Genomic DNA, 12488 nt, shown 5'->3' with positions numbered 1-12488 from the left:
GGTTCGACGAATGACCGCAACGCCGCAGCCGTGGACCATCGTGTCCAGCGAACGCCTCATCGACGACCGCTGGATCCACCTCCGTGCCGATACCTGCGTCGACGGCGCTGGGCGCACGATCGCGCCGTACTACATCCATGAGTCCGCGGACTGGATCTCGGTGTTCGCGATCGATGAGGACGGCTCCGCGGTGGTGCTCGACGAGTACCGTCCCGGCGCCCGCATCGTGGCACCGGGCATCGTCGGCGGTGGCGTCGAGCCCGGCGAGGATCCCGCGGTCTGCGCCGCGCGGGAGCTGCGTGAGGAGACTGGACGCGAGGCCGGCCGCCTCGTCGAGCTCGGGTGGACCTGGGCGAACTGGGGCGGGTACGAGAACCGCGTGCACTACGTCCTGGCGTTGGATTGCCGCGTCGTCGCCGAGCAGCAGCTGGATTCCGGCGAGCTGATCACGGTGCGCACCGTGCCGCTGGCCGAGACCGACGGGATGTTCCAGCAGGTGTATCACCAGCTCAATCAGCTGAAGGCGAAGGAGTGGCTCGCCGCCCACGGGCGCTGAGCCTCCGGAACGCGAAGAGCGTGCTGCGCCGGCCCGCATCGGCGCCGCCCGCGCGAGATCGCCCCTCAGCCGCCCTGGCCGGGAAGGGCTCGCAGACTCTCCAGGATGCCGATCCCCGCGCACGCCTCGGATAGCGCCCGCGTGGCGGCCTGGAAGTCCTCGGCGTTCAGATCGGCGCCATTTCGCGCCAGGTCGCTGACCGTGGTGGCGGCGATGGTCACGTCGCTGTGCGGCTCGCCCGTGAGGATGGTGGCCCACGAATCGCGCAGGACCAGCTCGACGGCGGCATAGCCGGCATCGTCGAGGTCGCCGTTGGCGTGGCGGAACTCCGAACGCCAGGCCGTTCCCGTGACCTCCATCGCGTGACCGCAGGCAACGGCATCGGCCAGTTCGTCGGCGTCGTGTGCCGGTTCTGCAGTGGTCGCCATCTCCGCCGCGGCACTGGATGACTCCGCCGCGGGGGCAGACGCGCTTCCCGCCGATGCCGCCGGCTGGCTGGCGCAGCCTGGTGCGATGAGTGCCGTCAGCGAGAGTGCTGCTATCGCGAGAGCGATCCTGCGCGCCATGAGTCCCCTGACTCCGGTCGATCGTGATTCCCGAGCTTGCCACAGCGGCGGAAGCCACCGCCAGCTCTCGGGCTCGGCGGCGCGTGGGCACGGCTCACGTCATCGCCGTGCCGCGACCAGCGCCGGAAGATCGCTTGTCGCGGCACGGCGCTCACGTCGCCGCCCTCGCAGACGGCGGCGTACCTCCGACAGCGCCAGCCACAAGCGCTGGGGCCGCGACGGGTGCGCGCCCGGGGGAGTCAGCCCGCGTTCTGCGCGGAAAGGCTCCAGACCTCGGGCATCGCCTGCTCGTCGTCGCCCTCGCGGTAAGTCGAGAAATGATCGACGTGGCGACCGATGAAGGCCTGCCAGCGGGCGTTCGCCTCGTCGGTGGCGAGGGCGCGGATGGCGGCGGCGAAGTCATCGCACTCCACCAGATGGAACAGGTCACGTCCGCTGCGCCAGATCGTCCAGTCGTGGATGCCGATGCGTGCGAAGGTCTCCGCGAGATCCGTGGGGATCGTGGCGTGATCGGCTTCGTACGCGGCTTCGGCGCCGGGGCGCAGGACGGAGTGCAGGGCGACGCGCATGTTCTTCCTCCAGGGATCAGCGACCGACGAGGTCGGCGACGGAATCGATGATCTCGGACGGGCGGAACGGGTAGCGCTCCACCTCGGCGGGGTCGCTGATGCCCGTCATCACGAGAATGGTGTGCAGCCCCGCCTCGATGCCGGCGACGATGTCGGTGTCCATGCGGTCGCCGATCATCGCTGTCTTCAGCGAGTGCGCGCCGATCTGGTTCAGCGCGGTGCGGAACATCATCGGGTTGGGCTTGCCCACCACGTAGGGCTCCTTGCCGGTCGCCTTGGTGATCAGCGCGGCGAAGGCACCGGTGGCGGGCAGGGCGCCCTCGCGGCTGGGTCCGGTGGCGTCGGGATTGGTGGTGATGAAGCGTGCGCCGCCGTCGATGAGCCGGATGGCGCGGGTGATCGCCTCGAAGGAGTACTGCCGCGTCTCACCCACCACCACGTAGTCGGGATTCGTGTCGGTCATGATGTATCCGGCCTCATGCATGGCGGTGGTGAGCCCGGCCTCGCCGATCACGAAGGCGCTGCCGCCCGGATGCTGCTGCTTGAGGAACTCCGCTGTCGCGAGCGCCGACGTCCAGATGTGCTCCTCCGGGACCACGATGCCGCTGCGCTTGAGGCGGGCGCTGAGGTCACGGCGCGTGAAGATCGAGTTGTTCGTGAGAACGAGGAACGGGATCCCCGCAGCCTGCCACTGTGCGAGCAGTTCGGCGGCGCCAGGGATCGCCGAGTTCTCATGGACGAGGACGCCGTCCATGTCGGTCAGCCAGCACTCGATGTCTTCGGGACGCGCCATGTGCCCAGCATATGGCGTGCGAAACATCGGCGACGAGGATGAGGCGACCCCGGTGCGTATGCCGTGGCGAGCACGCCCGGCGGGATACTGTGGCTCCGTGGCGCGAATGGATCCTGCCTGGGACACGGAGCACCTGCCGGATCAGACGGGGCGGGTGTTTCTCATCACGGGTGCCACCGCGGGTCTCGGCTTCTTCGCCGCAGCGCAACTGGCCCGCACCGGAGCCCACGTCATTCTCAGCGGCCGCAACCCGAACCGGCTCTCGGCCTCACGCGCGGCCATCATGCGTCGGGTGCCGGAGGCCTCCACCGAGTCGATCCTGCTCGATGTCACCAAGGGCGGATCGATCCGCTCCGCCGCGGCGACGCTGCGCTCGCGGGAGCGGCTGGACGGGATCATCCTCAACGCCGGAGTGGTCCACCCGCCGAAACAGCGCGAGGAGGCCGAGGGGCACGAGCTGGTGCTGCAGACCAATGTGCTGGGCCACTTCGCCCTCGCCGGTGAGCTGCTGCCCGCCCTCGCCCGCACCGGGCTGAAGACGCCGGGCGCGCGGATGGTGTGGCTGGGATCCGTATCGGTGGCGTCGTGGCGCTCGCGGGATCTCGCGCCGGAACTCGAAGCCGGGTACAAGGTCGCACGTGCGTACGTACAGTCCAAGTTCCTTGTGCAGGCACTCGGCGCCGAGGCTGATCGACGGCTGCGTGCTGCGGATGTTCCGGTGGCGAGTGTGATCGCGCACCCGGGCTATTCCCTGGGCGGACGCTCCGCGGGCATCGCCGGGGTGAACCAGCCGTCCCGGATCAAGCGCTTCCTTGCGAACCTGCAGGCCCCCATCGCGCAGTCGAAGGAGGCGGGAGCCACCAATGAGGTGCGCGCCCTCATCGACCCCGCTGTCGGCCCCGGCGACATGGTCGGACCCGTCGGGCGCCTGCGGGGAGAGCCGCGCATCACCGACCGCGATGCGCGCAACCCGCTCACGGCGATCAGCGCCGAGCCGGAGGTGGGAGCTGCGGCATGGGCGTTCTGTGAGGACGCCACCCGCACGGTCTGGCCCTTCGCCCGCTTCGGCCGCTGAGGCATCGCGGCACGGAGCCTGGTGCGACGGTGGCCGCGGCCCCGTTCCTCGCCGCACGTCTGGGGCGACGCGTGTGCGGTGGCGGGGGTGTTCGCGGGCCCGTGGTGACGCAGAAATAGGACAACGTCACGAAACAAGGACCACTGCCGTCCTGGTGTCCTTGTTTGGACGAAATCTCCTCGTTTCGGGACATGGCTGACTCGGCGGGTGGCTCTCGGGCCGTCCGGATGAATGTCTGTGCTCGTGCGGCTTCAGACGACTGGACACTGTCGCCAGGCACGGTTGTTGTTGCGAAACGAGGACATTGGCGCCAAATGAGGATGAATGTGGCGGCGGTGTCCTTGTTTGGACGAAATCTCCTCGTTTCGGGACATGCCTGATTCGGTGGGTGGCTCTCGGGCCGTCCGGATGAGCACAGTGGTCGTCCGGGTTCGGGCGATCGGACACCGTTGCGAAACGAGGACACCGTCGCGAAACGAGGACATTGGCGCCAAACGAGGATGAATGTGGCGGCGGTGTCCTTGTTTCGACGAAATCTCCTCGTTTCGGGACATGGCTGGTGACGGCGGAAGGCCGACGACATGCGGAGGCCCCGGGTGCGAATGGGAGGATGGGGCCGTGACGACTCCGATCCCCGTGCTCATCGACTGCGATCCCGGACACGACGACGCCTTCGCCCTCTGGCTGGCACTCGGCAGTGACCGCCTCGACGTGCGGGGCGTCACCGCGGTGGGCGGCAATGCCGGACTTGCGCACACCGAGCGGAACGCGCGCGTGATCCTCACGGTCGCAGGTGTCACCGACATCCCGGTCGCCGCGGGCGCGGCCGCGCCGCTGGAGCGCGAGCTGGAGACCGCGGAGTGGATCCACGGCGAGAACGGCCTCGGTGGACCGGAGCTTCCGCCCGCAGCGTTCGAGCTCGACGCGCGGGATGCCACCGCGCTGATGGCGGATGTGCTGCGTGCCTCCGGAGAACCCGTCGCGATCATCGCCACCGGCCCCATCACGAACGTGGCGGTGCTCGTGCGCGACCATCCGGAGCTGCACGGACGCATTCGCGAGATCGTCTGGATGGGTGGCTCCACGGAGCGGGGCAACGTCACCCCGTACGCCGAGTTCAACGCGTGGGTGGACCCGGAGGCGCTGGACATCGTGGTCCGTTCGGGAATCCGCTTCACGATGGTGGGCCTCAACGTCACGCACACCGCGCTGGTCACTCCCGAGGTGCGGCAGCGCGTGGCCGCGGTGGGGAACAGCACCGGGCGGTTCGGTGCCGAACTCCTGGACTTCTTCTGCGCGACGAACGACGAGGTCTTCGGCATGCCCGACGGGCCGCTGCACGATCCGGTCGCCGTCGCGGTCCTCGCGGCACCGGAGACCATCACCGCCGTGCACACCCGGCTGGATGTCGAACTCGTCGGCACCCACACCCGCGGTGCCACGAGTGTGGACATCGACGGGATGCTGCGCCGGGAGTCGAACGTCCACGTGGTCACCGCGCTTGATGTCCCGGCGTTCTGGGACCACGTGATCGCGGCACTCGACACGCTTGCGTGAACGACGGCGGGCCGCCGGCCTCACAGCCGACGGCCCGTCATCCGATCACGGCATCGGCGCGCTGTCCACGACGCTGACCTCGATCGACCATGAAGCCCAGGGCACACCGGCCGGCATGAGTGACGTGGAACGATGCGGGTAGCCCTCGCGGATGCCCACGATGCGACCCGTGCTCGTGTCGATGTCGAGCTCCGAGACGAGCTGGTCGCCGAACTCGGTCTCTTCGGTGAACTGCGTCGTCATGGCGAGCGTCGTCACGGTGCCGTTCGTCCCGGCCACGTCAACATTGCCGAGTAGGCCCAGCACCCGCAGTGACGCCGCACGCAGATCCGCGGGCATCAGGTCGGTGCCGAGGAGACGTCCGATCGCCTGGAACACGTACCAGTCGTCTGACGACGTCTGCAGGTGGTCGCGGTACCAGCCGAGGAGCTGCTGCGGGTCACGAGGCATCTCGCCGTAGAAGGGGCGGAAGAGGTCGTAGAACTCCTCCTCGCCCTGCGGAGCGGCCGCGGTGCTTCCCGGAGGCGGAGTCTCCTGTGGCGTGCGCTGGTACGCCCCGCCGGGGAGCACCGTCAGTCCGTCCGGATCCGCGTCCCGTGCGGGGGCTGCAGCGACGAGTCCGGCGAACGCATCCGCCGTGCGCGGATCCCCCCACACCTGCACCACGTCGTTCACGGCCCGATCGTCCTGCACCCAGTCGCCGGAGCGCTCAGCCGGTACGTACAGGTCGCGTACACCGCGCTGGAGCACGGCACCCTCCGCGGTGAGGAACGAGGCCATGTTGAACCCGGCGATCGGGTCGGTCCCGTCCCCTGCATCCGCATCCCAGAGAGCGACCAGCTCGTAGGTCTCCCGCACGCGCAGATACTGGCCCGGCTGGAGGGCCGGGTCCGTTCCGGTGACCACCATCTCTGCGGCTTCGCTGACGACTTCGGCCGCGGCCGCTGAGGCGGGCTGAGAGACGACAGGTGCCACGGCGCCCGCAAGGATCACCGTGGCGGCGATCGCCGCAGCGGAGAGCCCGCCCACCGTCGCCGTGCCACCCCACACCCATCGCATGCGGTGCCGTCGCCGGGCTGATGTCGACACCTCCGACATCACCCGGCCGCGCGCCCGCGCGATGCGGGCCGTGGCCGCGGCGTCCGGTGCGCATTCGATCTCACGCACGTGCTCGAGCTGATCCATCGTCCAGTTCCTTTCCGATCCACGTGAGCCGAGAAGAATGCGAGCCCGCCGGAGCGAGCTTCTTCCGAATGCGGTGCAGCCGCGACCAGACGGTGCCGACCCGTGTGCCGAGCGCCTGCGCGATCTCATCCGGCGCGAGTCCGGCGAGGGCGTACAGGAGGAGGGTGTCCCGCTCCTTCTGCGACAGGGCCGCGATCCGAGGTGCCAGCGCCTGTATCGCCGCTGCCGCATCCAGGCGTCCGGTGGCCTCATCGATCCCGCCTCCGGTGGTGAACTCGCCGCGGGACGCCGAGGCCTCCACGGCGCGCCAGTGTCTGGCCTCGGTGGTGCGGTGCCTGGCTGCGACCCGCGCAGCGATGCCCAGCAACCACGGACGCGCAGACTCCCACGCATGGTCGAAGGAACCGCGGCGTCGGAAGGCGACGAGGAAGGTCTCGCTGAGTGCATCCTCCGCGGCATCCGCACCCAGCCGTCGACGCAGGAAGGACTCGACGACGACGGCATGCCGGTCGAAGAGTTCCGCGAACGCCTGCGGCGTGTGCTCCGCGTCGCGGAGGATCTCGCTATCTGTGCTCACACGAGGTATTCCTCTGCGGGCCCAGTCGCCTTCCAAAAAAGGTCGCAGGCCTCACCCGCGGCTGAGCCAGCTCCGATACGCCTCCACCGAGTACGGCCGGCCGAGGAAGTCCTCGACGAGGTCCGCCGCATCGCGCGAGCCCCCCGGCGCGAGGATGCGCTCGCGGTAGCGCTGTGCCGGTTCGGGCGCCATCAGGTCCGCATCGAATCCGGTGAGGAGGTCGCGCGCGATCACGAGACTCCACTGGTACGTGTAGTAGCAGGAGCCGTAGCCGGTGAGGTGGCCGAACCCCGCGTAGGAGTGCGTGTTCGGCAGCCGTCGCACCGGGCTCGCGGATTCGTAATACCCCTCCACCGCGGCGGCGATATCGGCGGGACGATCCACGTGCAGGTGGAAGGACGTACGAGCGTGGCCCAGCTGCGTGCGGACGCCGAGTGCGCGCCCGAAGGCGTCCGCGGTGCGCATCCGCTCGACCAAGGCAGCGGGGATCTCCTCGCCGGCGTCGTTGTGCGCGAACGTCCGCAGCACGTCGTGGTTCCAGGCCCATTCCTCGAGCATCTGGCTCGGGGCCTCCACGAAGTCCCATTCCGTGGCCACACCGGAGAAGGGGGCCCAGTGCTGGTGACCACCGAGGATGTCGTGGACCAGGTGCCCGAACTCGTGGAAGAACGTGGTGACCTCGTCGTGCTCCATCGCGCCACGCGAGAAGTTGCACACGAGCGCCGCCTCAGGAAGAACGGCGTCGGCGACTCCGGGCGCCATCGGGAAGCACGCGGCGTGGTTGTACTTGCCCTCCCGCGGGTGCAGGTCCAGATGAATGCGGCCGATCCGCTCGTCGCCCTGGAGCACGTCATAGGTGCGCACATCCTCGTGCCAGGTCGATGCCGAGACTGGCATATAGGTCAGGCCGAACAGGCGGCCCGATGTGCCGAGCAGACCCTCCAGGACGCGATCGAAGGAGAAATAAGAGCGCACGACCTGTGAGTCGACGTCATATCGCTCGCGCCGGAGGGTGCCGAGAAGGTACGCCAGGTCGCTCGCCAGTACCTCGGTGGCGGCGGGGTCGTCCTCCTGCAAGCGCTCGAGGAGAAGCTCGTACTCGGGCATCATCGCCTCGCGGGAGGCCGCGTCAACCTCGTCGAGGAAGCGGGCCACGTTTGCCGAGGACCCGACCATGCGCGTCTCGGTCTCGTAATCGGCCCAGTTTCCGTAGCCGAGGAGGTGCGCGCGGCGCTCGCGCACCTCGAGCAGTTCCGCGAGGACGGCGTCGTTCTCCGGCCAGGCCAGATCACCGAACGCGGCTGAGATGGCCAGCCGCGTCGCGCGATCCCGCGCGTATTCTCGAACAGGCATGAGGTCGGGGTAGTCGGTCGAGATGGTCACCAGCCCCTCGGCATCCGCGGGATGGGAGTCGACGAAGTCCTGCGGAAGGCCCGCGAGAGAGTCGGGTGTCACGCGGATCTCGCGCCGGCCTTCGCGGATGTTGCGACCGAACGCGAGGCTGAGCTCGGTGTCGCGATCCGCGAGCCGGGTGACCTCGGCCCGCGTCGCCGGGTCGAGGTCGACGCCGCCGCGACGGAAATCGCGCAGCACCCGGTCGCGTAGGCGGAGAGCATCCGCGTCGAGACCCGTCACGTCCGTCGCCGCGAACACGGCGGCGAGATCGGCGTCGGCCATCAGCTGGGCCTCGATGGCGCCGGCGCGTGTCACGCGCTCCTCGGCGCCCGCGCGGATGTCCCGGTCGGGATGCGTCTCTGACACCAGCGAGGCCTCGGCTGCGACGCTGATCAGCGCGATCTGCAGGCGGTTCCACAGTTCCAGAACGTCGGCGGCGGGTCGGCTGCTGCCGTCCTTCAGCTGATCTGCGAGGTCGACCACCTCGGCGAGACGATCGTCGTAGCGCGTGGTGGTGAAGGCGGTCCAGTCGGCATCGACGGCGGGGAAGGCGATGGGTTCGATCACGCTTCGACCCTATGTGCCCTGCGCTCGCACCGCACGGGTCGGTCGCGGGCGGGCGTCAGACCGTGAGCCAGATGGCGGCTTCCGCGCCGGCCGGTACGGCCGTTCCCACCACGAGTTCCGACCCCACCTGGATGCCGGCGTCCTCTATGGCGCACAGGAGGTCCGGGTCCCGGTCACTCACGCGCAGCACCCGGCCGCGGTGGCCGGTGTGGGCGTCGCCCAGCAGTACGAAGGGCTCGCGTTCGATGCGACCTGAGGCGTCAGGAATGGCGTCGCCGTGGGGATCGAAGCGCGGGCGGCCCAGTTGCTCGTCGATCGATTCCAGCAGACGATCGCTGATCGCGTGCTCCAGGACCTCTGCCTCGTCGTGCACCTCGTGCCAGGCATAACCGTGCTCGCGGACCAGCCACGTCTCGATGAGGCGGTGCCGCCGCAGCATTCCCAGGGCCCGGATCGTCCCGCCGTCAGTGAGGCGGATCGCACCGTAGGGCTGGTGGGAGACGAGCCCGGCGGCCGCGAGCTTTTTGACCATCTCGGTGACGCTGGAGGGGGCCACGCCGAGAGCGCCGGCGAGCACCGACGGGGTGATCGGGTCGTCCTGCCACTCCGTGTGCGCGTAGATGGTCTTCAGATAGTCGTCGACCGCAGGGGATGCCACCCCCTCAATCTATCCCGCTTCATCGTGCGCGAATGGCTCCCATATCCGGGGGGAAGGGGCCATTCGCGCACGATGAACGGGGTTCAGGCGTCGAGAAGAGTCTCCCCGACGTACCCGCCGGGTTCGCAGCCGGGCGGGATGGCGAAGACCGCCGACCCGATCGGAGTGGTCCACGTGTTGAGCAGGTCCAGCTCGTCCAGCCGGCGCTGCAGTGGGGTGAACTGCCGGGAGACATCCGCCTGGAATGAGCCGAACAGCAGTCCGGAACGGCTCACCGCTGCCCCGCCCGGCGGCTCGTCGTAGTTGTATGCCCGACGGAGAATACGCTCGTCCGGATTGTCGCTGCGCGCGCGGCGCACGTGTGAGAAGTCCGGGATCACGGGGAACCCGAGCGAGGTGGTCGCTGCGAAGTCCGGTTCATCGTGCTCCTTCGTCCCGGTGAGGGGCGCACCCGAGTCGAGGAAGCGCCCCATGGACTGCTCGCGACCGGCTCGATCCACCTCATCCCACGTGTCCAGGTTCATCTCGATGCGCCGCAGCACGAAGCTCGTGCCTCCGGCCAGCCAGCCGTCGTCGATCCACACCAGGCGATCGAAGTCCGCCGTGCCGGGGACGAGATTGCTGGTGCCGTCGACCTGCCCGAACAGGTTGCGCATCGTGGTGCCCGATGCCTCCGTGCCCCGCGCACGCCGGAATCCGGACTGGCTCCAGCGCACGGAGGCGAACGAGCGTGCGTCCTTCAGCAGCATGCGGGTGGCGTGGGCCAGCGTGACCGCGTCGTCCGAGGAGACGATGAGGAGCAGGTCGCCCTCGCTGTACTCCGGCCGAAGCCGGTCGATGCCGAACGCGGGAAGCGGAGCGAGCCAGCCGGGGGCTGCGCCTCCCGCGCGCGTGACTAAGCCCGGACCGAAGCCGAAGGTCACCGTGAGCCGGGCGGGGGCCGCACCGAGTTCCGGCTCGGTGTCGGCCAGGGCCGCGCGACCCGCCGTGAGACGGGCGGCGTCATCCGACAACACACGCATGAGCCGGCGCAGCCCGTCACGATCGACGTCCTCTCGCAGATCGAGGCCGAGGAACGTCGCGTGGGCTGCGGGCGGGGTATCGATTCCGGCCTGGTGTTTCCCGTGGAACATCACGATGTCCGCGCCGTGCACCTGCTCGGCGGCAGCATCTGCGGCAGCGGGCGGCGTGGCAGATGAGGGTGCGGCGGGGCGGGCCAGCAACTGGTCCGCCCCGATCGCGACCGCTGCCCCCACGCCGGCGACAGCTCCTCCGAGGAGGAACTGTCGCCGGCTCGCCAGGCGCCGACGTGGCATCGAGGAGTGGTCGCCCGACGTCATGGCGTGGGATCCGAAGTGTGCTCGCCGTGGTCCATTCCGCTCATGTCGTCGCCCCCGTAGGTCTCATTGGCTCCTGTGAAGTCCTTCACCGGCGCCGTCACCGACAGCGTCGATCCATCGGTGAGGGTGAGGGTGATGGACACTTCGTCACCCGCGACGAGGTCGGACGCCAGACCCATCAGCATGATGTGGTTTCCGCCCGGCTCCAGGGTGAGCGAACCGTGTGCGGGCACGGTGAATCCGCCGTCCACCGGGCGCATCGTCATGGTCCCCGAGGCGTCCATCACGGTCTCGTGCAGTTCGATCTCGGACGCGGCGGCCGTGCCCGCGAGCTCCACGGTGGCGGACGTGACGGTCAGATCGGTGTCGCCGTCGTTGGTGAGCGTGCCGAATGCGGCGGTCATATCGCCCACCTTCGCGGCCTTGGCCCAGGCATCGGTCAGGGCGAGAGGTGCTGTCGCCTCTGACGCGGTGCCGGCGGTCACACCGCCCGAGGGAGCGGCGGCGTCGGCGGAGCCTGCGCAACCGGCGAGGCCGAGAGAGAGGACGAGCGCTCCGGCGGTGATCAGAGCGCTGCGGGAGGAGATGTTCACGAGTGTGCCTTTTCGTCAGTGGTGGAGGTGGTGGAGGTGGTGGAGGTGGTGGAGGTGGTGTCAGTGGTCGAGGTGGTGTCGGTGGTGGAGTCGTCGCGGGCGTCATCCCCGCGGCGCGAGCGCCGGTTGAGGACGACGATCACGACGAGCACGCCGACCGCGACGATGGCGCCCGCGGCGCCGATCAGGACGGTGCGCAGCACAGCCGGATCGTCCGAACCCGAGTCGGAGCCCGCGGCGGAGTCGGTGCTGGCCGTGGTGATGGTCTCGTCGTCGTCCGTGGTTGCGGTGTCTCCGTCGGAGGCGGTCTCCTCCCCGGCGGTAGGCACCGGCAGCGGTTCGGCATCCCCCACGGTGAAGGGGATGTATCCGCTGATCGGGTGCCCATCGCTGGAGACCACGCGCCACCGCACCTGATACCCACCGACCGGGAGGGCGTCGAGGGTCGCGGTCACGGTGGTGCCGTCTGCGATGGGTGCATCGGCGAGGTGATCCGTACCGTCGGCATCCACCACGGTCATCGCGAGACCTGTGGTCATGATGGCGGCGGAGAACTCGAGGGTGACGGTGGTCGGAGCGGTGTCGAGCTGTGCGTCAGCCGCGGGGTCCGAGGAGATCAGCTGGTCGTGCGCGGACGCCGCCGTCGGCAGCGCGAACACGGTGAGCAGCGCGAGGATGGCGGCCATCACCGCCGTTCGCCGTACGTGCCGGCGGGAGCGGGCTGGGGACGTGGTGGACATGGGGGCCTTTCGGTCGTGCCGGAGAGCCGGCGGAGTCGGTGCGCGCGGAGGCGCGATGAAGAGGTGGCGTGAGCGTGAACGTGACGCTCGCGCGCTGCGTTGTCGTGAGGGGTTTCCGAACTTGCGCGGTGAGACGGAGACGCCGGGCACCGGCCCCGCGCAGCATCCGCGGACACGCGAACGCGTCGCAGATGTCGGCGGGAGCCGGCGCGAACCGACATGCGTTCCGTGCGCCGCGGGTGAGCTATGCGTTCCGTGTCCGGCGGGCGAGACTTCCGGGTCTCATCCCGGGAGCGAGACCTGCATGGCACACCACG

13 protein-coding genes are annotated in these 12488 nt (G+C 69.3%); 3 read left to right on the top strand and 10 right to left on the bottom strand.

All coding sequences use genetic code 11. The annotated features are described in order from the left end of the window. The first annotated feature begins 10 nt into the window (after positions 1 to 10). On the top strand, positions 11 to 556 hold the full coding sequence (locus ACIQJ5_RS16520) for an NUDIX hydrolase (RefSeq protein WP_402845424.1): 546 nt from the start codon (positions 11 to 13) through the stop codon (positions 554 to 556). Positions 557 to 621: 65 nt separating this feature from the next. Here ACIQJ5_RS16520 and ACIQJ5_RS16515 read toward each other — a convergent pair whose 3' ends face one another. From ACIQJ5_RS16515 to ACIQJ5_RS16505, 3 genes are all read right to left on the bottom strand, one after another. Next, positions 622 to 1122, bottom strand: a complete 501-nt coding sequence (locus tag ACIQJ5_RS16515) for a hypothetical protein (RefSeq protein WP_402845422.1) — start codon at positions 1120 to 1122, stop codon at positions 622 to 624. Between the two features lie 239 nt (positions 1123 to 1361). After that, complete coding sequence (locus ACIQJ5_RS16510; protein WP_231092478.1) at positions 1362 to 1691, bottom strand: L-rhamnose mutarotase; 330 nt, start codon at positions 1689 to 1691, stop codon at positions 1362 to 1364. 16 nt (positions 1692 to 1707) lie between these two features. Further along, the gene (locus tag ACIQJ5_RS16505) at positions 1708 to 2484 is read right to left on the bottom strand and encodes an HAD-IIA family hydrolase (RefSeq protein WP_231092477.1); all 777 of its coding nucleotides are present in this window, start codon (positions 2482 to 2484) and stop codon (positions 1708 to 1710) included. Between the two features lie 106 nt (positions 2485 to 2590). Between ACIQJ5_RS16505 and ACIQJ5_RS16500 the strand changes: the two genes are divergently transcribed. Together ACIQJ5_RS16500 and ACIQJ5_RS16495 are read left to right on the top strand one after the other, a co-directional pair. Further along, entirely contained in the window at positions 2591 to 3559 is a 969-nt protein-coding gene (locus ACIQJ5_RS16500) for an SDR family NAD(P)-dependent oxidoreductase (protein WP_231092572.1), read from the top strand. A gap of 618 nt (positions 3560 to 4177) precedes the next feature. Further along, positions 4178 to 5116 carry a nucleoside hydrolase gene (locus ACIQJ5_RS16495; protein ID WP_231092476.1) on the top strand — a complete coding sequence of 313 codons (939 nt, stop codon included), beginning with the start codon at positions 4178 to 4180 and terminating at the stop codon, positions 5114 to 5116. 45 nt (positions 5117 to 5161) lie between these two features. Here ACIQJ5_RS16495 and ACIQJ5_RS16490 read toward each other — a convergent pair whose 3' ends face one another. The 7 genes from ACIQJ5_RS16490 to ACIQJ5_RS16460 all read right to left on the bottom strand — a co-directional run bounded on the left by ACIQJ5_RS16490 (position 5162) and on the right by ACIQJ5_RS16460 (position 12171). Next, positions 5162 to 6301 (bottom strand): hypothetical protein, encoded by a 1140-nt coding sequence (locus tag ACIQJ5_RS16490; RefSeq protein WP_231092475.1) that lies wholly within the window; start codon positions 6299 to 6301, stop codon positions 5162 to 5164. Then, positions 6276 to 6878 carry an RNA polymerase sigma factor gene (locus ACIQJ5_RS16485; RefSeq protein WP_231092474.1) on the bottom strand — a complete coding sequence of 201 codons (603 nt, stop codon included), beginning with the start codon at positions 6876 to 6878 and terminating at the stop codon, positions 6276 to 6278. The genes ACIQJ5_RS16490 and ACIQJ5_RS16485 overlap by 26 nt, the downstream gene beginning before the upstream one ends. A gap of 51 nt (positions 6879 to 6929) precedes the next feature. After that, a complete protein-coding gene (locus ACIQJ5_RS16480; RefSeq protein WP_231092473.1) occupies positions 6930 to 8840 on the bottom strand; it encodes a M3 family metallopeptidase in 1911 nt (636 codons plus the stop codon). Positions 8841 to 8895: 55 nt separating this feature from the next. Further along, a complete protein-coding gene (locus ACIQJ5_RS16475; protein ID WP_231092472.1) occupies positions 8896 to 9498 on the bottom strand; it encodes a metal-dependent transcriptional regulator in 603 nt (200 codons plus the stop codon). 83 nt (positions 9499 to 9581) lie between these two features. Further along, positions 9582 to 10838, bottom strand: coding sequence for a Dyp-type peroxidase (locus tag ACIQJ5_RS16470; RefSeq protein ID WP_231092471.1), 1257 nt, complete (start codon positions 10836 to 10838; stop codon positions 9582 to 9584). Continuing rightward, on the bottom strand, positions 10835 to 11431 hold the full coding sequence (locus tag ACIQJ5_RS16465; RefSeq protein WP_231092470.1) for a copper chaperone PCu(A)C: 597 nt from the start codon (positions 11429 to 11431) through the stop codon (positions 10835 to 10837). Before ACIQJ5_RS16465 ends, ACIQJ5_RS16470 begins: the two co-directional genes overlap by 4 nt. Next, complete coding sequence (locus ACIQJ5_RS16460) at positions 11428 to 12171, bottom strand: copper resistance protein CopC (protein WP_402845419.1); 744 nt, start codon at positions 12169 to 12171, stop codon at positions 11428 to 11430. Before ACIQJ5_RS16460 ends, ACIQJ5_RS16465 begins: the two co-directional genes overlap by 4 nt. Between the last annotated feature and the right edge of the window lie 317 nt (positions 12172 to 12488).

This window comes from Microbacterium sp. GXS0129, from assembly GCF_044769785.1.
Lineage (GTDB): Bacteria > Actinomycetota > Actinomycetes > Actinomycetales > Microbacteriaceae > Microbacterium > Microbacterium nymphoidis.
This window is presented reverse-complemented; position numbering and strand designations above follow the sequence as displayed.

Coding starts and splice junctions, on each gene's coding strand:
- ACIQJ5_RS16500 (WP_231092572.1), top strand. CDS start 2,591: ATGGATCCTGCCTGGGACACGGAGCACCTGCCGGATCAGACGGGGCGG.
- ACIQJ5_RS16505 (WP_231092477.1), bottom strand. CDS start 2,484: ATGGCGCGTCCCGAAGACATCGAGTGCTGGCTGACCGACATGGACGGC.
- ACIQJ5_RS16515 (WP_402845422.1), bottom strand. CDS start 1,122: ATGGCGCGCAGGATCGCTCTCGCGATAGCAGCACTCTCGCTGACGGCA.
- ACIQJ5_RS16490 (WP_231092475.1), bottom strand. CDS start 6,301: ATGGATCAGCTCGAGCACGTGCGTGAGATCGAATGCGCACCGGACGCC.
- ACIQJ5_RS16470 (WP_231092471.1), bottom strand. CDS start 10,838: ATGACGTCGGGCGACCACTCCTCGATGCCACGTCGGCGCCTGGCGAGC.
- ACIQJ5_RS16460 (WP_402845419.1), bottom strand. CDS start 12,171: ATGTCCACCACGTCCCCAGCCCGCTCCCGCCGGCACGTACGGCGAACG.
- ACIQJ5_RS16520 (WP_402845424.1), top strand. CDS start 11: ATGACCGCAACGCCGCAGCCGTGGACCATCGTGTCCAGCGAACGCCTC.
- ACIQJ5_RS16510 (WP_231092478.1), bottom strand. CDS start 1,691: ATGCGCGTCGCCCTGCACTCCGTCCTGCGCCCCGGCGCCGAAGCCGCG.